This is a genomic window from Agromyces flavus (assembly GCF_900104685.1).
GTDB classification, from domain to species: Bacteria; Actinomycetota; Actinomycetes; order Actinomycetales; family Microbacteriaceae; genus Agromyces; species Agromyces flavus.
In genome coordinates, this window is the sequence record NZ_LT629755.1 from 2,909,343 (window position 1) to 2,931,625 (window position 22,283).

At 72.6% G+C, this 22,283-nt stretch carries 20 protein-coding genes; 6 read left to right on the top strand and 14 right to left on the bottom strand.

What is annotated here, in order from left to right:
• Positions 1-5: 5 nt before the first annotated feature.
• The 9 genes from hemC to hemE form a co-directional block, all read right to left on the bottom strand.
• Entirely contained in the window at positions 6-974 is a 969-nt protein-coding gene (hemC, locus tag BLT99_RS13785) for a hydroxymethylbilane synthase (RefSeq protein WP_092673615.1), read from the bottom strand.
• A complete protein-coding gene (locus tag BLT99_RS13790) occupies positions 971-2,194 on the bottom strand; it encodes a ferrochelatase (protein ID WP_092673618.1) in 1,224 nt (407 codons plus the stop codon). Before BLT99_RS13790 ends, hemC begins: the two co-directional genes overlap by 4 nt.
• On the bottom strand, positions 2,194-2,931 hold the full coding sequence (gene hemQ, locus BLT99_RS13795; RefSeq protein WP_092673622.1) for a hydrogen peroxide-dependent heme synthase: 738 nt from the start codon (positions 2,929-2,931) through the stop codon (positions 2,194-2,196). The genes BLT99_RS13790 and hemQ overlap by 1 nt, the downstream gene beginning before the upstream one ends.
• A gap of 69 nt (positions 2,932-3,000) precedes the next feature.
• Complete coding sequence (locus tag BLT99_RS13800; protein WP_133988377.1) at positions 3,001-3,693, bottom strand: GntR family transcriptional regulator; 693 nt, start codon at positions 3,691-3,693, stop codon at positions 3,001-3,003.
• A 7-nt stretch (positions 3,694-3,700) separates the two neighbouring features.
• The gene (locus BLT99_RS13805; protein ID WP_229724402.1) at positions 3,701-3,997 is read right to left on the bottom strand and encodes a hypothetical protein; all 297 of its coding nucleotides are present in this window, start codon (positions 3,995-3,997) and stop codon (positions 3,701-3,703) included.
• Positions 3,981-4,388 carry a phage holin family protein gene (locus BLT99_RS13810; protein ID WP_092673628.1) on the bottom strand — a complete coding sequence of 136 codons (408 nt, stop codon included), beginning with the start codon at positions 4,386-4,388 and terminating at the stop codon, positions 3,981-3,983. The genes BLT99_RS13805 and BLT99_RS13810 overlap by 17 nt, the downstream gene beginning before the upstream one ends.
• Positions 4,389-4,412: 24 nt before the next feature.
• Positions 4,413-4,835 carry a YtxH domain-containing protein gene (locus BLT99_RS13815; RefSeq protein ID WP_092673631.1) on the bottom strand — a complete coding sequence of 141 codons (423 nt, stop codon included), beginning with the start codon at positions 4,833-4,835 and terminating at the stop codon, positions 4,413-4,415.
• A 111-nt stretch (positions 4,836-4,946) separates the two neighbouring features.
• Complete coding sequence (locus tag BLT99_RS13820) at positions 4,947-6,578, bottom strand: protoporphyrinogen/coproporphyrinogen oxidase (RefSeq protein ID WP_092673634.1); 1,632 nt, start codon at positions 6,576-6,578, stop codon at positions 4,947-4,949.
• Positions 6,575-7,726, bottom strand: coding sequence for a uroporphyrinogen decarboxylase (gene hemE, locus BLT99_RS13825; RefSeq protein WP_092673637.1), 1,152 nt, complete (start codon positions 7,724-7,726; stop codon positions 6,575-6,577). Before hemE ends, BLT99_RS13820 begins: the two co-directional genes overlap by 4 nt.
• A 178-nt stretch (positions 7,727-7,904) precedes the next feature.
• Between hemE and BLT99_RS13830 the strand changes: the two genes are divergently transcribed.
• From BLT99_RS13830 to BLT99_RS13840, 3 genes are all read left to right on the top strand, one after another.
• Positions 7,905-8,627 (top strand): hypothetical protein, encoded by a 723-nt coding sequence (locus BLT99_RS13830; protein WP_092673640.1) that lies wholly within the window; start codon positions 7,905-7,907, stop codon positions 8,625-8,627.
• Positions 8,628-8,701: 74 nt separating this feature from the next.
• Positions 8,702-10,108 (top strand): glutamyl-tRNA reductase, encoded by a 1,407-nt coding sequence (locus BLT99_RS13835; RefSeq protein ID WP_229724404.1) that lies wholly within the window; start codon positions 8,702-8,704, stop codon positions 10,106-10,108.
• Between the two features lie 28 nt (positions 10,109-10,136).
• Complete coding sequence (locus tag BLT99_RS13840) at positions 10,137-10,805, top strand: GNAT family N-acetyltransferase (RefSeq protein ID WP_092673643.1); 669 nt, start codon at positions 10,137-10,139, stop codon at positions 10,803-10,805.
• A 195-nt stretch (positions 10,806-11,000) separates the two neighbouring features.
• On the opposite strand, the gene BLT99_RS13845 is transcribed toward BLT99_RS13840, so the two are convergent.
• Positions 11,001-12,386 carry a glycine--tRNA ligase gene (locus BLT99_RS13845; RefSeq protein ID WP_092673646.1) on the bottom strand — a complete coding sequence of 462 codons (1,386 nt, stop codon included), beginning with the start codon at positions 12,384-12,386 and terminating at the stop codon, positions 11,001-11,003.
• A 192-nt stretch (positions 12,387-12,578) separates the two neighbouring features.
• On the opposite strand from BLT99_RS13845, the gene BLT99_RS13850 reads away from it, so the two are divergent.
• Both BLT99_RS13850 and BLT99_RS13855 read left to right on the top strand, forming a co-directional pair.
• The gene (locus BLT99_RS13850; RefSeq protein WP_092673649.1) at positions 12,579-13,361 is read left to right on the top strand and encodes a polysaccharide deacetylase family protein; all 783 of its coding nucleotides are present in this window, start codon (positions 12,579-12,581) and stop codon (positions 13,359-13,361) included.
• A gap of 29 nt (positions 13,362-13,390) precedes the next feature.
• Entirely contained in the window at positions 13,391-13,798 is a 408-nt protein-coding gene (locus BLT99_RS13855; RefSeq protein ID WP_092673652.1) for an NUDIX hydrolase, read from the top strand.
• 18 nt (positions 13,799-13,816) lie between these two features.
• Here BLT99_RS13855 and BLT99_RS13860 read toward each other — a convergent pair whose 3' ends face one another.
• Positions 13,817-15,118, bottom strand: a complete 1,302-nt coding sequence (locus tag BLT99_RS13860; RefSeq protein WP_092673655.1) for a lactate 2-monooxygenase — start codon at positions 15,116-15,118, stop codon at positions 13,817-13,819.
• A gap of 224 nt (positions 15,119-15,342) precedes the next feature.
• Between BLT99_RS13860 and BLT99_RS18095 the strand changes: the two genes are divergently transcribed.
• The gene (locus BLT99_RS18095) at positions 15,343-16,854 is read left to right on the top strand and encodes an alpha/beta hydrolase (protein WP_229724405.1); all 1,512 of its coding nucleotides are present in this window, start codon (positions 15,343-15,345) and stop codon (positions 16,852-16,854) included.
• Positions 16,855-16,987: 133 nt separating this feature from the next.
• Here the strand turns inward: BLT99_RS18095 and BLT99_RS13875 are convergent, their stop codons facing one another.
• The 3 genes from BLT99_RS13875 to BLT99_RS13885 all read right to left on the bottom strand — a co-directional run bounded on the left by BLT99_RS13875 (position 16,988) and on the right by BLT99_RS13885 (position 22,219).
• Positions 16,988-19,114 (bottom strand): multicopper oxidase family protein, encoded by a 2,127-nt coding sequence (locus BLT99_RS13875; protein WP_229724406.1) that lies wholly within the window; start codon positions 19,112-19,114, stop codon positions 16,988-16,990.
• Positions 19,115-19,242: 128 nt separating this feature from the next.
• Complete coding sequence (locus tag BLT99_RS13880; protein WP_229724407.1) at positions 19,243-20,148, bottom strand: serine hydrolase; 906 nt, start codon at positions 20,146-20,148, stop codon at positions 19,243-19,245.
• A 94-nt stretch (positions 20,149-20,242) separates the two neighbouring features.
• Complete coding sequence (locus BLT99_RS13885; protein ID WP_092673662.1) at positions 20,243-22,219, bottom strand: M13 family metallopeptidase; 1,977 nt, start codon at positions 22,217-22,219, stop codon at positions 20,243-20,245.
• Positions 22,220-22,283 lie beyond the last annotated feature (64 nt).

A 22,283-nucleotide genomic window follows, 5' to 3' on the forward strand; every position in this document is an offset into this window, starting at 1 on the left:
TTCGGTCACGGCGACTCCAGGGCAGGTGCGAGATCGGCGGCGCCGTTGCCGAGGAGTTCCGCGACGACGCGTTCTGCGACGTCGCGTGCCGCATCCGCCAGGTCGGCGGCCGAGCGGCTGTCGGGGGTGGCGGCATGCGAACTCGTCAACGACCGCGTCCCGTCGGCACTGTACACCGTCGCCGTGAGGAACAGAAGTTCGTCCTCGATGAAGGCCGTGGCACCGACCGGGGCCGCACAGCCCGCCTCGAGTCCGGCGAGCACGAGGCGCTCGGCGAGCACGGTCGCGCGCGTCGTGACGTGCTCGACGGCCTCGAGTCCTCGCTCCAGGTGGCGCGACCCGCGCTCGCGACGGACCTCGAGCGCGAGCGCGCCCTGCCCGGGCGCGGTCGGCCACTCCGACAGTGGGAACCGCTCGGTCGCGGCATCCGCCCGCCCCAGCCGGCCGAGGCCGGCCGACGCGAGGAGCACGGCATCGAGCTCGCCCTGCTCGACGAAGCCGAGCCGCGTGTCGATGTTGCCGCGGAGGTCGACCGCGGTGATGTCGGGGCGCGCGATGCCGAGCTGCGCGATCCGCCGCGGCGACCCGGTGCCGACCCGCGCCCCTTCGGGGAGCTCGGCGAGCGTGAGCCCGTCGCGCGCGCAGAGCGCGTCGCGCGCGTCGGCGCGCTTCGGCACCGCACCGAGGCGCAGCTCGGGGTGCTCGGCCGTCGGCAGGTCCTTGAGCGAATGCACGACGAGGTCGCATTCGCCCGCGATGAGCGCCTCGCGCAGCGCGGCGGCGAACACGCCGGTGCCGCCGATCGTCTGCAGCGACGCGCGGGACGTGTCGCCCTGGGTGGTGACGGTGACGATCTCGATCTCGACGTCGGCGGCCTTGCCCAGGCGCTCGGCGATCTGCTTCGTCTGCGCGAGCGCGAGCGCGCTGCCGCGCGTGCCGACGCGGATCACGTCACGACCGGGGGCGGCGTTCATGGCGCGATCCCCGCGAGCGCCGGCTTGAAGCCGAGGCGCACGTTCTCGCAGCAGCCGGGACGGCACACGTCGTACCAGGGACCGAGGTCGGTGACGTGAGGGCGCTCCGCAGCGGGCGTGCCGTTCACGCGCTCCATGACGAGGTCGACGAGGCCTGCGACGTAGGCGGGGTGGATGCCCGGCGTCGGCACGCGGACGGCGGCGAGCCCGTGCTCGGCCGCGGTCGCCATGGCCTCCTCGTCGAGGTCCCACATGACCTCCATGTGGTCGCTGACGAACCCGAGCGGCACGATCACGACGGCCTTGCGGCCCGCCGCGGGGAGTTCGGCGATCGCGTCGTTCACGTCGGGCTCGAGCCACGGCTGCGTCGGAGGGCCGGACCGCGACTGGTAGACGAGCTGCCAGGGCACGTCGGCGGCGCCGGCCTCGCGCATGACGACCTCGGCGACCGCGCGGTGCTGCGCGGCGTACGCGCCGCCCTCGCCGAACCCGCGCTCGGCGGGGCCCGACTTCGCGGCATCCGTCGTCGGGATCGAGTGCGTCGCGAAGAGCACCTCGACCTCGGACGCGCGGCTCAGGCCGGAGTGCTCGGCCTCGAGCGACGCGAGCGCGTCGCGCACGCCCTCGACGAACGGCTGGACGAACCCGGGGTGGTCGAAGAACTGGCGCACCTTGTCGATGCGGACGACACCGCTCAGGCCGGTGTCCTCGAGTGCATCGGCGAAGTCCTCGCGATACTGCCGGCAGCTCGAGTACGAGCTGTACGCGCTCGTCGCGACGGCGATGAGATTCGTGAAGCCGCGCTCGCCCGCCTCGCGCACGGCGTCGTTCATGTACGGGTCCCAGTTGCGGTTGCCCCAGATCACCGGCAGGTCGACGCCGCGACTCGCGAGCTCGGCCTCGAGCGCCGCCTTGAGCTCGCGGTTGTGCTCGTTGATCGGGCTCACGCCCCCGAAATGGCGATAGTGCACCGCCACCTCCTCGAGGCGCTCGTCGGGGATGCCCCGGCCACGCGTGACGTTGCGGAGGAACGGGATGACGTCATCCTGGCCCTCGGGTCCGCCGAAGCCGGCGAGCAGGATCGCGTCGTAGCGCACGGGCGCCTCGACGTGCTCGGGCCCCGACTGGGCCGGCTCGGTCGCGCCGGGCACGATCGCGCCGGGCGCGCAGTACGCCGCCGTGGCCGGTGCGGGCTTGCGACCGAGGTTCGTCGCCGCCATTACTGCAGCACCTCCACGAGCTCGGCGGTCGAGATGCGACGCCCCGTGTAGAACGGCAGCTCGTCGCGCACGTGCCGGCGGGCATCGGTCGCGCGCAGGTCGCGCATGAGGTCGACGAGGTCGGTGAGCTCGTCGGACTCGAGCGGCAGCAGCCACTCGTAGTCGCCCAGCGAGAAGGCCGAGACCGTGTTGGCGATGACGCCCCGGAACGCGGCGCCCTTGCGCCCGTGCTCGGCGAGCATCCGGCCGCGCTCCTCGGGCGGCAGCAGGTACCACTCGTAGCTGCGCACGAACGGATAGACGGTGAGCCACCCCTTCGGCTCGACGCCGCGCAGGAAGCCCGGCACGTGCGCCTTATTGAACTCGGCGTCGCGGTGCACGCCCATGGCGTTCCACGTGGGCAGCAGCGCGCGGAACAGGCGCGCTCGGCGCAGTTCGCGCAGCGCCCACTGCAGGCCCTCGGCGGTCGGGCCGTGCAGCCACAGCATCACGTCGGCGTCGGCGCGGAGGCCGGAGACGTCGTAGATGCCGCGGACGGTCACGCCCTCGTCCTCGACGAGGTTCACCACGCCGTCGAGCTCGTCGACGAAGCGCGGGACGTCGTGACCGTCGAGATCGTCAGGGCGGGTCGGGTCCTTGCGCAGCACGGCGAAGAGCGTGTAGCCCTCGTACGACTGCTCGGCGGTGGAATCGGTCTGGAGCGCGTCAGCTGCCCCTTCGGCAGCGGGGGAAGACATGCCACTATCCTCCCCCCGCAACCTGAAAAGACGAAAAGCGCGACGACGGATGCCACGTGGCTCGGCGGATCAGCCGAGCAGCAGCCGCGTCGAGTGCTCGAGGTGCTCGCGGAGCGCGTCGGGCCCGCGTGACGAGAGCTCGTCGAGGAGCCTCAGGTGCTCGTCGACGAGCGACGCGATGCTGTAGTGCGTGCGCGCGTGCAGGAGGAACAGCAGCAGCTCGCTGCCGATCGCGGTGTGCGCCTCGATGATCCTCGGGCTTCCGGATGCCGCGACGAGCGCCGCATGGAACTCGGCGTGGCGCCGCTCGACCTCCAGCCACGCGCCATCCGCCCCCTCGCCCCCGTCGCCGTCGCCCGCATCGATCGCCGCCATGGCGTCGATCGCCGCACGCGCGGACGCCACCGCATCGCGGGGCAGCACGCCGCCCGATCGCTCGAGCGCGATGCGCACCGCCTCGACCTCGAGCGCCGAGCGCAGCTGCTGCAGGGCGAGGATCTGGCGACGGTCGAAGCTCGTCACGCGGACTCCGCGGTACGGCTCCGCGGTCGCGAGCCGCTCGGCGACGAGACGCTGGAACGCGGCGCGCACGGTGTGCCGGGAGACGCCGAGCCGGGCGGCCCAGGCCTCCTCGCGCAGCGGGGCGTCGGGACCCAGTGCGCCGCTCAGGATCTCGTCGCGCACCTCAGCCGTGACGCGTTCGACGGCCGTGGTCGCCGAGGCGTGCCGTTCCGCGCCGGCACTCGGCGCGGCATCCGTCACGGGCCGGTCATCGGTCGAGGTTGGCGCGCACCACGAGCCAGACGCCGACGCCCACCGCGACCACCACACCCGCCGCGACGGCGATCGCCGCGCCGGGCTGCTCGTCGGCGAAGCGCCGGATGCGAACCCTCGCACGGCCAGTCGCCCGCGCGACGCGCTTGGGGACGTTCAGGCGGTCCTCGAGCGCGTTGAGCGTGCCGACGAGCTGGGCCCGCGCGGCCCGGGCGTTGTCGTGCGCCTGAATCCGGGAGAGATTGCGCTGCTGCGTCTTGTCGAGCTTGACGACCTCAGTCCCGGCTGCCATACGCACCCCTTCCGGTGATCGCGTCGATGTCCTGTCGGACGCTCTCGATCGACTCGAGCGGCTCGCTTCCGCGGCGGAAGTTCGCGAGCGCGATGCCGACCAGGATCGCGATGATCAGCAGCAGGACGCCCGAGACGATGAGCGCCGCGGCCCATCCCGGCATCACGAGCGAGAGCGCGAGGATGCCGGTCGCGATGAGCGTTCCGAGCAGGAAGATGCCGACGAATGCGGCGGCGGCGACGAGCCCTGCGCCGATCCCGAAGTGCTTCGCCTTGTAGCTGAGCTCGGCCTTGACCTGGTCGAGCTCAGCGCGGACGAGCGCCGAGATCTGGTCGGGCAGTTCGCCGACGAGCGTGAAGAGCGACCGCTCGTCGTTCAGTGGTGCAGCCATCGGGAGTCCACCTCCGAGGGTCGGTCAGGACGAGCTCGAGGTCGAACCCGAGCTCGTCGACGAGCCGGAGCCGGACTTCGGCTTCGATGCGGGCTTCGCGCTCGACGCGGTCGACTTCGCAGACGAGGGCGACGACGAGGCCGTGGTGGTCGGCTTCGACGGCGTCGATGACGCCGACCGGGCCGCGGACGACCGGGCGGTCGACGAGTTCTGCGAGCCCGACATCTGGGCCACGAGCTTCTTGGCGCCGTCGAGGACGTTCTCGCCGACGTCGCCGGCGCGGCTCATCGCGAAGTCCTTCACGGTCTGGACGCCCTCCTGGACCTTCGGCTGGTTCCAGACGTCCTGTGCCGCCCTGCGGATCTGCTCGTAACGTTCGCGACCGGCGCGCGTGCCCAGCACGTAGCCCACGCCGAGTCCGACGACGAAGAGGAACTTGCCCTTCATGTGCACCCCATCCCCGCTGCGGTTCCGGACAGCAGTCACTCCAGCGTAGACCCCGACGACCGCCGCGCAAGGGGGTTGCGGGCGGTTCGCGCGGAGAATATTCCGCTGCGGCTATGCATCTCCGGCGTCGTCGGCCGGCTCGGCGATCCGGAGCGCCAGGTGACGGATGCGTCCGGCCGCCTCGATCGCGTGCGGCACGACCGACGCGAGCCCGGTGCCCGCGACCCACGAACCGGTGAGTGCGAGGCCCGACCGGTCCTCGAGCGACGCCTCGAGCGCGCGCACGCGAGCGGGCTGGCCGACCGCCGCCTGCGAGAGCGCGTCGCGCCACGCACTGCGACCCGCCGCGCGCACCTGCGAGCGGTCGAGTGCGACGCCGAGGAGCGCCGACGCGTCGCGGACCGCGAGTTCGGTCACCGCGTCGTCCGCGAGTCCGGTGAGCGGATTGGTCGCACTCGCGCGCCCGTACGAGAGGCGGACGACCTGTCGGCCGCCGGCCGCCTCGGCGAGCCACGACCACTTCGCCGTCGAGTGCGTGAGCGCCTTGGCGGTCACATCCGGCGCATCGGCGGCGACGAGCACGCCCGTGCCGCGCGGCGCGGCGTCGAGCTCGGGCGCGTCGAGCACGAGCGTGACGAGCTCGACGGATGCCGCGTCGGGCCAGGCCTGCTCGAGCGCGCCGTCGGGTGCGACCCCGGCGAGCAGTCCGCGCGAGACGTGCGCCGGCGTGGCGACGATCGCGAAGCGCGCATCGACGACGACGCGTCCGGCGTCGAGCGCGGAGTCCTTCCGCGCGGCGGTCTCGGTGACGACACTCGTCGCGGGTGCGGCCGACGCGGCACCCGCAACGTCTGTCGTCTCCACGCTCGATTCGCCGATCGCGCGCCAGGACGACGCGACCGCGCCGGCGTCGGACGGCCGCGCCGGCAGCGCCTCGAGTCCGGTCACTCGCACGCCCGTCCGGACGTCGGCGCCGAACCGCTCGAGCTCGGCGACGAGGGCATCGACGAGCGTGTGCATGCCGCCGCGGAGGCCGAGCACCGCGCTGCCCGCGCGGCGCGCCTCGACGAGCTGCCCGACCCCGCCCGAGAGGGAACCGGCCCGCGTCATCGCCTCGTTGAGGCCGGGGGCGACCACGTCGACGTCGAGGTCGTCGGGGTCGGTCGAGTACACGCCCGCCGAGATCGGCGTGACGAGGCGGTCGAGCACCGCCGCGCCCATGCGCTGGCGCACGAGCGGGCCCAGGCGTTCGGCGCGCCCGATCTTCAGGATGGGCGTGATGCGGTCCCGCCATGCGCGCCAGGCCCCGCGCCATCCGATGATCGCCCGAACGTCGTCGCCGAGCGGGTTGGCTGGGATGCCCAGCACGCCGGTGCGCGGCAGCGGTGCGGCACGGCGTTCGCCGCGGTCGCCCCACACGAGCCAGGCGCCGCCGCGGTTCGGCGGCACGATCCGGTCCTCGAGGCCGAGACGGCCGAGCAGCTCGGCGACCGAGCCGTTGCGCGTCGCGAAGGACTCGGCGCCGCTGTCGAGCGCCAGGCCGTCCAAGTCGATGCGGCCGACGCATCCACCGGGCCGTTCGGCGTGCTCGAGCACCACCACGCCGAGTCCGAGGCGGGCGCATTCGAGTCCGGCCACGAGGCCCGCCACACCGCCGCCGATCACCACGACGTCGGCAGAGCGACGCTCCTCGCCCGGCGTCGCGACCGGGTCGGCGGATGGAGCGGGCTCGGCGGTGCTCATCGACCGGCCTCGTGCACCAGCTCGACCACGCGCGTGAGCACCTCGGGGTCGGTCTCGGGCGGCACGCCGTGTCCGAGGTTGAACACGTGCGCCGGAGCGACGCGGCCGCGCGCGATGACGTCGCGCACGGCGGACTCGAGCACGGGCCACGGCGCCGCGAGCAGCGCGGGGTCGAGGTTGCCCTGCAGCGGCACGCCGGTGCCGATGCGACCCGCGGCGACATCGAGCGGCACGCGGTAGTCGACGCCGACGACGTCGACGCCGACGCGCTTCATCGCGCCGAGCAGCTCGCCCGTGCCGACGCCGAAGTGCACGACGGGGACCGCGAGCGCACCGGCCGTGCCCGAAGCATCCGTCGCCTCGTAGGTGAGGTCGTGCACGTGCGCGAGTGCGGCCGCCGACGCCGGGGCGACGTGCGCCTCGTAGTCGGCGAGCGACAGCGCCCCCGCCCACGAGTCGAACAGCTGCGCGGCGGAGGCGCCCGCGAGCACCTGCGTGCGCAGGAACCGCCCGGTGAGCTCGGCCGTCCACTCCATGAGGGCGCGCCACGCTCCGGGGTCGGCGTGCATGAGCGTACGCGCGGCGAGGTGGTCCTTCGAGGGGCCGCCCTCGGTGAGGTACGCCGCGAGCGTGAACGGCGCGCCAGCGAAGCCGATGAGCGGCGTGGAGGTCGGCGCGCCCGGCGCGGTCAGCGTGGCGAGCTCGGCGACCGTGCGCTGCACGGCCTCGGTGATCGATCCGCCGGTCTCGTCGAGACGCGCGGGATCGATCGCCGTGAGCTCGGCGACCGCCGCCGCGTCGGCGAAGGCGCGGCCGAAGACCGGGCCGCGTCCGGGCTGGATCTCGACGTCGACGCCGACGAGCTTGAGCGGCACGACGATATCGCTGAAGAAGATGGCCGCGTCGACCCCGTGGCGTCGCACGGGCTGCAGCGTGATCTCGGCCGCCATCGCCGGATCGAGGCACGCGTCGAGCATGCGCGTGCCGACGCGCAGCTCGCGGTACTCGGGCAGCGATCGGCCGGCCTGCCGCATGAACCACACGGCGAGCGTGTCGCTGCGGAGGCCGCGGTACGCCCGGACGAGGCGTGAGTCGTGGGTGAGGCCGGCGGCGAGCGGATGCTGCGGGGAGAGGATCACGCGTCTCATCCTCCCCCATCGGGGCTGGGCGCCGGCTGGCGGCGGGATCGGCCATGCGGGGAACTGGGGTATGGCGGGAGCGCTCTCACAGCGCTAGGGTCGGACCCGTCGTGCGCTCCCGACCCACGACGACGCGTCGCCGCCGACCACGCGCCGACCCGCCTCCGCAACCCACGGAGAACCCATCGTGCCGAGCATCGCATCGCGGTACCGCACCGCGCTCATCACCCTGGTGGCCGCTGCCGCCGTCCTCCTCGTGACCGGGCTCGTGCTCGGCCAGCGCGAGGTCGAGCGGACCATCACCGGCCTGCCCGACGTGCATCCCACGCCCGTCGTGCTCGGCGTCGCCGCCGTCGCGGCGGCGGTCATCGCCGTCGCGATGCTGCGTCGCGCCGCCGCCGCCGTGCGCGCCGACGCACGTCGCCGAGCGCTGGGCTCGGTGCACGCGGGCGCCGTGAGCTGCGGCATCCGCAATCGAGACCTCATCGCCCGGCTCGACGAGCTGAGCCGGCCCGGCAGCCGCGGTGTCGCCCTGCCGGCGCGCTTCTCGATCGTCGCCGACGACGCCGGCATCTCGTTCTGGGGCGGCGGCCGCAGGCCGAAGCGCGTGGCGGCGTTCCCGTGGCGCGAGATCCGCAACATCCGCTCCGACCACACGGTCGTCGGCAGCGCCAGCGTGCCCGTGGCGGTCGTGCGCATCCGCCGGGGAGGCACCTCGATCGAGCTGCCCGTCATGCTCAGCGACCCGCGCCTCGGCCGGTACGCGCTGACCGACGCGCCGTTCTTCGCGACCGTGCGCGCCTGGAAGGCCCGCCACCGCGCCGCCCTCGCGGCCGAAGGCCTCGAGCTGCCACCGTTGACCGGCGCGATCCCCATCATCCGCCAGGGACCGGCCGGCGCGGCCGCCTGACCGACGGCGAACCGCGTCGACCGACGGTGACGCGGCCGGTCGGAGCACCTTTCGACCACCGGTAGAATCGTCGGGTGCTCATCTGTCTCACCGCGAGCCACAAGAACGCCGGCTTCGACATGCTCGAACGCCTCTCGGCGTCCTCCGAGCACGCCGCGCCGCGCCTCCTCGACGGTCACCCCGCCGTCCAGGGCGCCGTGGTGGTGGCGACGTGCAACCGGTTCGAGGCGTACCTCGACCTCGACACGCCCGAGGGCGACTCGCCCGTCGACGCGGTGCACGACGCGGTCCGCGCGGTCGGCGAGGTCGCCGGGCTCGAGGCCGACGAGCTCCGCAGCACCTTCGGCTTCGTGCACGGCAACGCCGTCGCCGGCCACCTGTTCTCGGTCGCGTCCGGCCTCGAGTCGGTCGTCGTCGGCGAGGGCGAGATCGCGGGGCAGGTGCGTCGCTCCCTCGAGCGCGCGCGGCACGAGGGCACCACGACGCCCGAGCTCGAGCGGCTGTTCCAGCGCGCCTCCCAGACTTCCCGCCGCGTGAAGAACCGCACCGGCATCGGCGCCGAGGGCCGCTCGCTCGTGCGCCTCGCCCTCGACCTCGCCGAGAGCCGCATCACCGACTGGTCGGCCGTGCGCGTGCTGCTCGTCGGCACCGGCCGCTACGCCGGCGCGTCGCTCGCCGCACTGCGTGATCGCGGCGTGAACGACGTCGCCGTGTACTCCCCCACGGGTCGCGGCCCCAGGTTCGCCGCGAGCCACGACATCGAGGCGGTCGCATCGGGCGACTACGCGATGGCCGCCGCCGGCGCCGACCTCATCGTGACCTGCACGATGGTCGAGCACCACGTCGTCGACCGCGAGCTGCTCGAACTCGGCCGCGCCGAGCTCGCGGTCTCCGAGGGCACGTTGCCCGTCGCGCTCCTTCCGGGTCGCGGGTCGACGGATGCCGCGGGGCAGGCCGATGCCGCGACGCCGGCCGATGCCGCGACATCCGATGCCCCCCGCCAGCTCGTGATCGACCTCGGCCTGCCGCGCAACGTCGCGCCCGACGTCGTCGAGGTCGCCGGCGTCGAGTTGCTCGACCTCGAGACGATCAAGATCCACGCGCCGCTCGAGGAGTTCGGCGCCACCGACGCCGCGCGCGAGCTCGTCGACCGCGCCGCGCGGAACTTCGGCCGCGTCGGCGACGAGCTCGACCTCGCACCCGCGGTCGTGGCGCTGCGCCGGCACGTGTTCGACGTGCTCGACGGCGAGATCGCGCGCGCCCGTTCGCGCGGCGACGACGACGGCCGCACCGAGGCCGCGCTCCGGCACATGGCCGGCGTGCTGCTGCACACGCCGATGGTCCGTTCGCGCGAGTACGCGCGCGCCGGCGAGCAGCAGGCGTGGCTCGAGGGCCTCGAGGCGATCTTCGGCATCCGGCCCGAGGCCGAGGCCGGGTCGGCCGCGTCATCCGCCGACGACGCCGAACGCGACGTCCTCTGATCCCGGGCGCGCGGTACGCTGCGTGACGATGCACGCCCTCCCCGACGAAGCCGCCGACGCCGGCCCGCCCGCGCTGCGCCTCCCGTTCGACATGGCGGTATTCGACCATCGCCCCCTGCGAACCGAGCGGATGGTGCTGCGCCCGCTCGCGGCATCCGACGCCGACGACGTCTGGGAGTACCAGCGGCTGCCCGACGTGCTCCGCTACATCCCATGGCCGCAGCGGAACCGCGACGAGGCGGCCGAGCACACCAGGCTGCGGGCCGAGATGCGGCGACTGCAGGCCGATGGCGACGCGGTGTTCCTCGCGATGGTGCTGACGGGCGAGCCGTCGCTGCGCGAGGTGGCGACGGGGCACGCGCTACCCGATCGCGTGGTCGGCGACCTCATGATCCGCCTCGGCAGCCTGCAGCACGCGCAGCTCGAGGTGGGGTGGGTGGTCCACCCCGACTTCCAGGGCCGCGGGCTCGCCCGCGAGGGCGCCGAGGCACTCCTCGACGTCGCCTTCGGGCGGTTCGCCGCGCACCGCGTCTACGCCCACCTCGACGCGCGGAACGCACCATCCGCCCGCCTCTGCGAACGCCTCGGCATGCGGCTCGAGGCGACGCTCCTCGAGGAGGAGTACGACGACGACGGATGGCAGGACACCGCCGCGTACGCGATGCTCCGCCGCGAGTGGCGGCGACTTCGCGGCTGACGCGCGCGCGGTGCCGTCAGTCCCAGAGCGCCCCACGCGCCGGCCATCGCGGTCATCGGCGTCGGCGCCATCCCGCCGCCCGATTCAGGACGTCGGAGGCTCGTCAGGACGATTCAGCGGATCGCGTCCTGAGCAGCCTCCGGGTTCCTGAAACGAGGTCGTGCCGGAGGGAGCCGGGCGGCGGCTCCGCGGCGCTCAGGCGCCGACGAGGCGCGCGGCGAGGTACGACTGCAGCTCCCCGAGCGGAACGCGCTCCTGCCCCATGGTGTCGCGGTCGCGCACCGTCACGGCGTCGTCGTCGAGCGAGTCGAAGTCGACCGTGACGCAGAACGGCGTGCCGATCTCGTCCTGGCGGCGGTAGCGGCGGCCGATCGCGCCGGCGTCATCGAACTCGACGTTCCAGAGCTTGCGCAGGTTGGCGGCGACCTCGCGTGCGAGGGGCGAGAGGCGCTCGTTGCGCGAGAGCGGGAGCACCGCCGCCTTCACGGGGGCGAGGCGCGGGTCGAGCTTCAGCACGGTGCGCGAGTCGGTGCCGCCCTTCGCGTTGGGCACCTCCTCGACGTGGTAGGCGTCGACGAGGAAGGCCATGAGCGAGCGCGTGAGGCCGGCCGCCGGCTCGATCACGTACGGCGTCCAGCGCTCGTTCTTCGACTGGTCGAAGAACGAGAGGTCCTTGCCGGAGTGCTTCGCGTGCGTCGACAGGTCGAAGTCGGTGCGGTTGGCGACGCCCTCGAGCTCGCCCCACTCGCCGCCGGTGAAGCCGAAGCGGTACTCGATGTCGACCGTGCGCTTGGAGTAGTGGCTGAGCTTGTCCTTCGGGTGCTCGAACAGGCGCAGGTTCTCGGGGTCGATGCCGAGGTCGATGTACCACTGCAGGCGCGCGTCGATCCAGTACTGGTGCCACTGCTCGTCGGTGCCGGGCTCGACGAAGTACTCCATCTCCATCTGCTCGAACTCTCGCGTGCGGAAGATGAAGTTGCCGGGCGTGATCTCGTTGCGGAACGACTTGCCGATCTGGCCGATGCCGAACGGCGGCTTCATGCGCGCCGCCTGCAGCACGTTGGCGAAGTTCACGAAGATGCCCTGCGCGGTCTCGGGGCGCAGGTAGTGCAGGCCCGAGTCGTCGTCCACGACGCCGAGGAAGGTCTTGAGCAGGCCCGAGAACGCCCGCGGCTCGGTCCACTGGCCGCGCGTGCCGCAGTTCGGGCACACGATGTCGCCGAGCCCGTTCTCGGGTGCACGGCCCTTCTTCTCCTCGTACGCCTCGACGAGGTGGTCCTCGCGGAAGCGCTTGTGGCAGTGCAGGCACTCGATGAGCGGATCGGTGAACACCTCGACGTGGCCCGAGGCCTCCCACACCTGCGTGGGCAGGATGACGCTCGAGTCGAGGCCGACGACATCGTCGCGACCCTGCACGACGGTGCGCCACCACTGGCGCTTGATGTTCTCCTTGAGCTCGACGCCCAGGGGGCCGTAGTCCCAGGCCGACCGGGATCCGCCGTAGATCTCACCCGCCTGGAAGACGAAGCCCCGGTGCTGGGCGAGGGTGATGACGGCGTCGAGACGGCTGGGTGCGGCCACGGTGGCTCCAATGGTCCTGGTGTGCGTGGGGGTCGGGGCGGAGATGCCCGAAGTCCCGTCCATCCTACGAAATGCGCGAGGCGGCGGATGTCGCGGGATCCGCGCCGCACGGGCGCCGCGACCGGCGACGGCACCCCGTCGGGTGTACAACGGCCGCGTGGCGTCCGAACGCCGGCGCCGGTGGGGAGCACCATGGGCAGCCTGACGCGTCGTGCGCTGCTCACCGGCCTGGGCCTCGGCGCCGCCGCCGTGCTCGTCAAGTGCGCGGCCGACCAGCAGGCCACCGGATCCGGTCCGGCGCCCGAGCCGGTGCTCGCTGCAGGGCCGAACCTCGACCGCGTCCCCGTGCCGCCCGGCGCGCTCACGGCGCTGCCGCCCGAGGCGGGCGAGGTGATGGCCTGGACCGTCGACGACGGCACCGACTCGGCCGTGGTCGCCGCCTACACCGCGTTCGCGGCGCGCAGCGGCATCCGCCTCACCTACTTCGTGAACGGCACCTACGCCTCGTGGGACGAGAACGCCGACGCGATCCGTCCACTCGTCGAGAGCGGCCAGATCCAGCTCGCCAACCACACCTGGTCGCATCCCGACCTCACGACGCTCGACGACGCGGGCATACAGGCCGAGTTGCAGCGCAACCACGACTACCTCGCCTCCGTGTACGGCGTCGACGCCCGCCCGTACTTCCGCCCGCCCTACGGCCTCCACGACGCGCGCGTCGACGCCGCGGCGGCGGCGATCGGCTACACGGTGCCCACGCTCTGGTACGGCTCGCTCGGCGATTCCGGCGAGCTCGGCCAGCAGGCGATCATCGACCTCGCGGTCGAGTGGTTCGCCGCGGGCCGCATCATCATCGGCCACCTCAACCACGACCCCGTGACGTACGTGTTCCCCCGGCTCGAGTCGATCCTCGACGAGCGCGGGCTCACGACCGTGACGCTCAACGACGTCTTCACGAGCGAGCAGCACCCGTGACCTCGCACCCGCGTCCGTAGGCTGGGCGGATGCCGCACCCGCCCGACCTGCATGTCGCCGCCATCGCGCTCGTGCGCGATCGACGGGTCCTCATGGTCACGGCACGTGGCCGCGACGTGCACTACATGCCGGGCGGCAAGATCGACCCGGGCGAGACGCCGGCCCAGGCGGCGGCGCGCGAGGCGTGCGAGGAGGTCGGCATCGCGCTCGATCCCGCCGTCCTCGCCGAGGCGTTCACGGTCCGGGAGCTCGCGCACGGCCAGGCCGAGGGGCAGCACGTGCTCATGCACGTCTTCCTGGCCGAGACGGATGCCGCGCCGTCGCCCTCGGGCGAGGTCGGCGCGGTGCACTGGGTCGGCACGGCCGACGCGTACCGCTGCCCGCCGGCGGGCGTCGAGGTGCTGCGCCGGCTCGCGGCATCCGACCTCATCGACTGAGGCCCGCCCGCCGTACGGCTACGCGGCGCGGAGCGTGTCCGGGCCGAGCTCCGCGAGGGAACGGTGCCCCGCCAGCCCGACGGTGAGGTCGAGCTCCGCGAGGTGGTTGCGTACGACCTCGCGCACGCCCGCCTCGCCCGCGATCGCGAGTCCGTAGGCGTAGGACCGCCCCAGGCCGACCGCGGTCGCGCCCAGCGCGAGCGCCTTCACGGCGTCGGCGCCGCCGCGCACGCCGCTGTCGAGGATGACGGGCACGCGCCCGCCGACCCGATCCACCACGCCGGGCAGCGCGTCGAGCGCGGCGACCGCGCCGTCCACCTGGCGCCCGCCGTGGTTGGAGACGACGAGGCCGTCGGCCCCGTGGTCGAGCGCGCGGGATGCGTCATCCGGGTGCAGGACGCCCTTGAGCAGGATGGGGAGGCTCGTCCATTCGCGCAGGCGGGCGAGATCGGGCCACTCGAGCGCCGGATTCGCGAAGTACTCGAGGAACGTCTCGATCGCCGCGAGCGGGATGGGCGAACGCAGCGCGGCTCGCACGCCGCCCTCCACGAGCGGAGTACGGGCGCCGGACCGGGCGATCGCGAACGCCGACCTGAGCAGGGTCGGCGTCACCCGCGGGCGCACTCCGCGGTCCGAGCCGCGCGCCACCCGCTCCCGCACGAGACCGGCGAACACGGGGTCGGACGTGTACTGCGCCATGCCCTGCCCCCGCAGGAACGGCAGGAAGCCCAGATCGAGGTCGCGCACGCGCCATCCGAGGAGGTGCGTGTCGAGCGTGACGACGATCGCCTCGCAGCCGGATGCCTCGGCCCGCCGGACGAACGAGGCGTTGAGCTCGTCGGAGCCGCTCCAGTACAGCTGGAACCAGCGCGCACCGTCGCCCATCGCCTCGGCGACCTCCTCCATCGGGCGCGACGCCTGGTTGGAGAGCACGTACGGCACGCCCAGCGCCGCCGCGGCCCGACCGACCGCGACATCCGCCTCGCGATGGGCCAGCTCGATCACGCCGATCGGCGACAGCACGAACGGCGTCGGCCGGCGGCGGCCGAGCAGCTCGATCGAGAGGTCGCGCTCGGCGACGTCGCGCAGCACGCGCGGCCAGATCGCCCAGCGCGCGAAGGCGGCGCGGTTGGCGGCGATGGTCGACTCCGATCCGGCGCCGCCGGCGAGGTACGCGAAGGCCTCGGCGGGGAGGGCCTTGCGCGCCGCCCGCTCGAGCGCGGCCGGGTCGACCGGCACCGCGGGTCGCGTGCCCGAAAGGCCCGCTCGGTAGATGTCGGATTGCGCGGCACGCGCCACGGCGCGGTTGGCATCGGTCATCGGCTCGCCCCTTCGCGATCGCACTGCGAGCCAGCGTAGTGAGGGCGGGTCCGCCGTCGCACCGGCACGGCCGACCTCGCAACCCCCCGACGACGAGCAGCGCCGGCCCAGCGGCATCCGGCAGACTCGGTCTCAGGAGTTCACGCGCTGCTCAGGACGCGAGGACGGATCCGCTCCTGAGCAGCCTCCGTTCTCCTGAATGCGCGCGGGGGGAAGGGGACCGGGTGGACGGCATCCGCGAGTTCCGCCGCGGCGACGCGGTGACGGTGATCACCGAGGCCGGCAGCGAGCGCGCCGACGCCCCGACGTTCGTGCTCGTGCACGGCATCGGCATGGGCCACCGCTACTTCTCCGACCTGGCCGACGCGCTCGCTCGCGAGGGCAGGGTGCTCGCGCTCGACCTGCCGGGCTTCGGCGAGGCGCCCGAGCCGAGCCATCCGCAGACCATGTCGGAGGCCGGCGCCTACCTCGCCGAACTGATCGATGCGGAGGCGCTGCCGGGGCCGGTCGTGCTGGTCGGCCACTCGATGGGCACGCAGATCGTCGCGGAGACCGCGGCTCAGCGCCCCGACCTGATCGCGTCGCTCGTGCTCGTCGCGCCGACGGTCAACCCGCGCGAGCGTTCCGCGGTGGTCCAGGCCATCCGCCTCGCCGAGGACCCCTCGCTGATCCGCCCGAAGGTCGTGGTCCTCGGCATCCGCATGTACCTGCAGGCCGGCCCGCGCTGGTACTTCAAGAAGCTGCACCAGATGCTGGCGCATCGCATCGAGCTGGTGCTGCCGGATGTCGCGGCGCCGACGCTCGTCATCCGCGGCGAGCACGACCGCCTCGCGCCCCGTGCGTGGGCCGAGGAGGTCGCGAACATCCTGCCCGACGGCCGCTACGTCGAGGTGCCCGACCGCGGACACGAGACGATGGTCACGGCCGGCGAGCGCGTCGCCGAGCTCATCGAGGCCCACGCGCGCGGCGAGTCGGTCGGCCGGGAGGTCGAGCGCGTGTCGACGCCCGAGGAGCCGTCGCGGATCGAACGCGCCTGGTGGTGGGCGGGCGACTACGTGTACGCCGGATGGCGGCAGGTCGCGATCGTGTTCGAGGGCTGGATCCCTCCGGGGCGCTGGCGCACGGGCGACGCGAGCCTGCCCGAGGTCGTGATGCTCCCCGGCATCTACGAGCACTGGTCGTTCATGCGGCCGCTCGGTGACGCCGTGAACCGGGCGGGATACCGCGTGCGCGTCGTGCACGGCATGGGCACGAACCGCCGTGGCATCGCCGACACCGCGAACCGGCTCGGCCGCGCACTCGCCAAGGTGCCCGTGCCGGCCGCGGGCCGGGTGATCGTCGCGCACAGCAAGGGCGGCCTGATCGCGAAGCAGCTGCTGGTGTCCGAGGCGGATGCCGTGCCCGCCCCCGCCCGCGGGCTGCTGGGCCTGGTCGCCATCACCACGCCGTTCGCGGGGTCGCGGCTGGCCCGGCTCCTCATCGACCCGAGCGTGCGGGCGCTGCTGCCGAGCGACGAGACGATCGTGATGCTCGGGCGCGCGTCATCCGTCAACTCGAGGATCGTGTCGGTGTTCGGGCGCTTCGACCCGCACATCCCCGACGGCAGCGTGCTCGACGGGGCGACGAACATCCGCGTGCCGGTGCCGGGGCACTTCCGGATCCTCGGCGCACCCGAGACGCATCGCGCGGTGCTCGAGGGCGTCGAGCGGCTGCTGGACCCGGCGCGCACCCCCTGAGCGCAGCGGCCTGCGGCGTCGAGACGGCGCGGATGGCGCGCCGCACCGTGCATCTGCGACCGTTCGATCCGAGCCCACGATCACCGCCGGGCGGATGCCGCGTGGCGTGAGAATCGCGGCATCCGCCCGTCGCCTAGTCGTCCTCCTCGCCGGGCTGGCCCGGTTGCACCGGGCCGATCCGGTAGGGGCGCATCATCTCGTTGTCCTCGTGCTCGACGATGTGGCAGTGCCACACGTACTGGCCGGCACGGTCGAAGGTGGCACGGAGACGCGTGACCTGGCCGGGATAGGCGATCACGGTGTCCTTGACGCCGGTCTCCCACGGCTCGGGCGGCGTGACGTTCCCGTCGAGCCGGAGGGGCACGACCACCTCGCGCTCCTCGCCCTCCCCCTCCATCACGAGTCCCTCGCGGCTCACGACCTCGAACGCGACCTCGTGCACGTGCATCGGGTGGGCGTCGCCCGTGGTGTTGAAGAACTCCCACACCTCGGTGCTGCCGACGTCCGGATTCTCGGTGATCTCGTCGTCCCAGTCGTACTCGGTCGGGACACCATCATCGTCGACCGTACCGAGCTGCGCCTCGGTCGGCCCCTCGAGCGGCTCCCCCGCGGCATCCACGCCCTCCCCCATCTGCTCGATGAGCGCGAGCGGGCGCACGAACGACTCCGCCGGCAACGGCGTGAGCGGCGGCAGCACCAGGTGCTCGGGCGGCGTGGTCGGATCGGGTCCCACCGCCGGAACCACGCGGAACGCGAGCACCTGACCGGTCGTCTGCGGGTTCGCGAGCGGGAAGTCGACGCCGGGCTCGCCTCCGCCGAACGGCTCGTCGGGCCCGACGTTGCCGAGCACGTGGTCCCCGAGGGGAACGGCGGCGAAGTCGACCACGAGGTCGGCGCGCTCGGCCGGACCCAGGAGCAGCCGATTCGCGTGCTCCGCGAGGTCGACCGGCGCGGCCAGGAACCCGCCCTCATTGCCGATCTGCCATGCGCGCACGCCGGGGATGTCACCGAAGTCCAGGATGAGGAAGCGCGACTGGCAGCCGTTGAGGAACCGGAACCGGTACCGGCGCTGCTCGACGACCTGGAACGGCCAGGTGTTGCCGTTGGCGATGAGCGTCTCGCCGAAGAACTCCGGGTTCCAGATCGGCGAGAACTCGCCCTCGGGAATGTACTCGCCGGCGATGCCGTCGAAGAACTCGCGCGAGTCGGGGTAGAACAGCGACCCGTCCGGATTGAACGAGCGGTCCTGCACCGCGATCGGGATCTCGTAGTACGTCTTGTTCGGCGGGAACTTGTCGCCCTCCTTCGGAGCCGGCCCGGGCAGGATGGCGCGCGCGCCGGTCCTCGCGTCGAGCAGGGCGTCGTCGCCCTCGGGGCCGCCGCGGATGAGGAAGAACCCGGCTGGTCCGGCGTACACGTTCAGTCGGGTCATCCCGAGCGTGTGGTCGTGGTACCAGATCGTCGAGGCGCGCTGCGTGCTCGGGTACTGGAACGTCGCGAAGCCCGGACCCCATTCGACGCCGTACGCGTCGCCGGCCTTCGTCGCGAAGAAGTCGTACCACGTGCCCTCGGTCGCGTACCCGGCCGGGATGTCGATCGCTGCCGGGAGGTACCAGGCTTCGGCGTAGCCGTCGCTCTCGTCGCCCACGCCGACCGAGCCGTGCACGTGGGTCACGATCGGGACGGGACCGGTGTACGGCCCCGGCGTCTCGTCGAAGTGCGGCCGATGGTCGCGGTGCTCCTCGCCGCCCGGGGGGTTCGCCCAGTGCAGCGTCGGGTCGACCGGCAGCAGGTGGGAAAGGTACCCGCCCGTACCGTCGACGAGCTCGTTGATCCACTTGACGCGCACGGGCCGGTTCCACTGCGCCTCGATCGTGAGGGATGGCGCGTGGTGCAGCAGCAGGCCCTTCTTGCTCGCGGCCGTGACGGCGCCGTAGCCCCAGACCGTGGTCGCCGGCATCCCCGCCGGGAGGACCTGCTGCGAGAGCTGGCGCATCGAGATCTCGTAGTAGTCGATGTTCTTGCCGCCGCGCGTGGTGATCCTGCCGGCGCGGGGCATGACCGGCGGGATCAGCAGCGGGGTCGCGAACTTGGTGATCGAGGCCGGATCGAGCGAGGCGTGGGCGACCTGCGCGAGCGCCGTGGCGCGGCCGCCCGGTCCCATCGCATACAGGATGAACCCGGCGCCGGCCGCGCCGGCCGCCTTGATGAACGTGCGACGGCTGAGGGGCAGCCGCTGCGGGGACACGGACTCGGGCATCGTCACCACCTGCTCGGGCGCGGGTGCGGCGGACCTCGACCCGCGAAAAGAGGAGCCTTTCTCAGGTATGCGCCTTCCGTGGGGAGCGGGGCAACCCCCAGTTCGAGGCAGCGATCGGTGCGGTTCGCTCAGTGCACGTATTCGAGCAGGTCGGCCCCGACCTGTCGCATGCCGTCGAGCACCGCGAGCCGTGAGGCGAGCTTGGTGTCGGCGAAGTACATCGAGACCGCGTAGGCGACGCTCGCACGGGGGCCGCGCAGCACGCCGACCTCACTGCGCACGCCGCCGTCGGTGCCGGTCTTGTTCATCAGCAGCAGGTTGTGGTCGGGCATCCGGTGCGCGAGCGGATCGAGCCCGAAGGCGGCCGCGACCATCGAGAGGTCGGAGTTCAGCGAGAGCCATCCGACCACCCGCTGGGAGACCTCTGAGCTGACGATCTCGCCGCGCGCGAGCGAGGCGAACAGCCAGGTGAGCTCCTTCGCCGAGCCGATCGAGAGCTGCGGCGCGTCGTCGGGCCCCCGATGGTCGCGCACGAGGTCGAGCAGGGCGGTGCGCGTCAGGCCGAGCGCCTCGGTACGCGCGCGCACCGCCTCGAGGCCGATGTGCCGGATGAGCACGTTCGTCGCGAGGTTGTCGCTCGTGGCGCCGACCATCGCAGCGAGGTCGGCCATCGGCAGGGACGGCGTCTGCAGGTGCTGCCAGATGCCCGAGTCGCCCACGGCGTCTCGCGGCGCCCGGTCGAGCACGGTGAACGCCTCGGGGCTCGCATGCCCCAGGCGAGAGGCGACCTCGACGAGCAGCAGCACCTTGCCGATGGACGCGGTCGGCATGACCACGTGGTCGTCGACCGAGAACAGCACGCGGCCGGTCGCGAGGTCGGTCGCGCGCGCCGACACCTGCACGCCCGCGAGCGCGAGCTCGCCCAGCGTGTCGAACCCGCGCGAGAAGTCCTCGTTCGGTTCGTCGGCGCGGCGGCGTCCTCGGTTGATGCTGGCGTGTCGAGCACGGCGCTCGGAATCCTGCGACGAGGTCACCACGGCGGTACAGGCGGCTTTCGTTCGGGTCGCGCGCTCCCCCACCGCGGCCAAGCGGTGCGTGCGACGGATGGACGGCGGTTTCGGCGGGGCGCTACCAGATGCGCACGCGCTCGGCCGGATCGAGCCAGAGCGCGTCATCGGAAGTGACCTCGAAGCCAGTGTAGAACTCGTCGATGTTGCGGACGATCTGGTTGCACCGGAATTCGTTCGGCGAGTGCGGATCGATCGCGAGGAGGCGGATGACCTCCTCGTCGCGGCCCTTGAGCTGCCACGCCTGCGCCCACGAGAGGAAGAACCGCTGGGCGCCCGAGAGGCCGTCGATCACGGGCGGCGTCGTCCCGCCGAGCGAGAGCTGGTACGCCTTCCACGCGATCGCGAGGCCGCCGAGGTCCCCGATGTTCTCCCCGATCGTGAGGGCGCCGTTCACGTGGTGCTCGCCGTCGGAAGACGCCTCGAGCTGCTCGGGCACGAGGACGTCGTACTGGTCGATCAGGGCCTTGGTGCGCTCCTCGAACGCGGCGCGGTCGGCCTCGGTCCACCAATCGATGAGGCGCCCGTCGCCGTCGAAGCGCGAGCCCTGGTCATCGAAGCCGTGCCCGATCTCGTGCCCGATCACCGCGCCGATCGCGCCGTAGTTCGATGCGGCGTCGCGCTCGGCGTCGAAGAACGGGAACTGCAGGATGGCCGCCGGGAACACGATCTCGTTGAAGCCCGGGTTGTAGTACGCGTTGATGGTCTGCGGCGTCATGAACCACTCGTCGCGATCGATGGGCTGCCCGATCTTGCCGAGCTGGCGGTGGAACTCGAACTCCGCCGCGGCGCGGACGTTGGCGACGAGGTCGTCGGCCGAGACCGCCATGGTCGAGTAGTCGCGCCACTTCACCGGGTAGCCGATCTTCGGCGTGAACTTCTCGAGCTTGTCGAGCGCCTTCGCGCGGGTCTCCTCGCCCATCCAGTCGAGCTCGGAGATGGACTGCCGATACGCCTCCACGAGGTTCTCGACGAGCTCGTCCATCGCCTCCTTCGCGGCCGGCGGGAAGTGCCGCTCGACGTAGATGCGGCCGACCGCCTCGCCCACCGAGGCCTCGACGAACGAGACGCCGCGCTTCCATCGTTCGCGCAGCTCTGGCGTGCCCGTGAGCGTGCGGCCGTAGAAGTCGAAGTTCGCCTCGACGAAGTCGGACGAGAGGTAGGCCGCGGAACTGCGCACGACCTGCCAGGCGAGCCAGTCGCGCCAGGCCGGGAGCCGATCGTCGGTCAGCAGCCGCCCGACTCCCTCGACGAAGCTCGGCTGGCGCACGACGAGTTCGTCGAACGCGCGCGCGGGCACGCCCATGGCATCGCGCCACACGTCGAGGTCGACGGATGCCGCGGCCGCGACATCCGCCCACGGCATCAGGTTGTACGTCTTCTGGCTGTCGCGCGAGTCGACGTTGGTCCAATGGGAGGCCGCGATCTCGGTCTCGAGGTCGAAGACGCGACGCGCGCGGCCGGCCGGATCGGCGAGCTTCGCGAGGCCGAACATGCGCTCGAGGTGCGCGAGGTACTTCTCGCGGATGGGCCCGAACCGCTCCTCGCGGTAGTAGCTCTCGTCGGGCAGCCCGATGCCGCCCTGCTCGACGAACACCAGGTAGCGCTCGGGATCGCCGGGATCGTTGTCGACGAAGAGCTGCGCGAAGCCCGACACGCCCTGGCGCTCGAGCCGACCGGCGGTCTCGAGGAGCTGCTCGACGCTGCCCGGCAGCGACGCCTCGACGAGCTGCGCGGCGATCGGCGTGGCCCCCAGGAGCTCGGCGCGCTCCTCGTTCATGAACGACGCGTAGAGGTCGCCGACCTTGCGTGCCTCGGTGCCGGGCTCGGCGCCCTGGGCCTCCTGGATGATCTCGCGGACGGCCTTCTCGGCCTCCTCGTAGAGCACGATGAAGCTGCCGTACCGCGCCTTGTCGGCGGGGATCTCGGTGCGCGCGATCCACTTGCCGTTGACGTGCCGGAACAGGTCGTCCTGCGGGCGCACGTCGGGGTCGAGTTCGTCGAGGATGATACCGGAGGGCGTCGTCGCAGCGCTCATCCCCACAGCCTACGTGGCGGGTCGCTTCGAACCGGCTGAACGGATGGCACGACGGCGCGCCATC

Excerpts from the sequence above, each read along its gene's own strand:
- BLT99_RS13860 (WP_092673655.1), bottom strand. The coding sequence starts at position 15,118 with ATGACCGATGCCAACCGCGCCGTGGCGCGTGCCGCGCAATCCGACATC.
- BLT99_RS13855 (WP_092673652.1), top strand. The coding sequence starts at position 13,391 with ATGCCGCACCCGCCCGACCTGCATGTCGCCGCCATCGCGCTCGTGCGC.
- BLT99_RS13810 (WP_092673628.1), bottom strand. The coding sequence starts at position 4,388 with ATGGCTGCACCACTGAACGACGAGCGGTCGCTCTTCACGCTCGTCGGC.
- BLT99_RS13840 (WP_092673643.1), top strand. The coding sequence starts at position 10,137 with ATGCACGCCCTCCCCGACGAAGCCGCCGACGCCGGCCCGCCCGCGCTG.
- BLT99_RS13875 (WP_229724406.1), bottom strand. The coding sequence starts at position 19,114 with ATGCCCGAGTCCGTGTCCCCGCAGCGGCTGCCCCTCAGCCGTCGCACG.
- hemC (WP_092673615.1), bottom strand. The coding sequence starts at position 974 with ATGAACGCCGCCCCCGGTCGTGACGTGATCCGCGTCGGCACGCGCGGC.
- BLT99_RS13820 (WP_092673634.1), bottom strand. The coding sequence starts at position 6,578 with ATGAGCACCGCCGAGCCCGCTCCATCCGCCGACCCGGTCGCGACGCCG.
- BLT99_RS13885 (WP_092673662.1), bottom strand. The coding sequence starts at position 22,219 with ATGAGCGCTGCGACGACGCCCTCCGGTATCATCCTCGACGAACTCGAC.
- BLT99_RS13805 (WP_229724402.1), bottom strand. The coding sequence starts at position 3,997 with ATGGCAGCCGGGACTGAGGTCGTCAAGCTCGACAAGACGCAGCAGCGC.
- BLT99_RS13815 (WP_092673631.1), bottom strand. The coding sequence starts at position 4,835 with ATGAAGGGCAAGTTCCTCTTCGTCGTCGGACTCGGCGTGGGCTACGTG.
- hemE (WP_092673637.1), bottom strand. The coding sequence starts at position 7,726 with ATGAGACGCGTGATCCTCTCCCCGCAGCATCCGCTCGCCGCCGGCCTC.
- BLT99_RS13850 (WP_092673649.1), top strand. The coding sequence starts at position 12,579 with ATGGGCAGCCTGACGCGTCGTGCGCTGCTCACCGGCCTGGGCCTCGGC.
- BLT99_RS13790 (WP_092673618.1), bottom strand. The coding sequence starts at position 2,194 with ATGGCGGCGACGAACCTCGGTCGCAAGCCCGCACCGGCCACGGCGGCG.
- hemQ (WP_092673622.1), bottom strand. The coding sequence starts at position 2,931 with ATGTCTTCCCCCGCTGCCGAAGGGGCAGCTGACGCGCTCCAGACCGAT.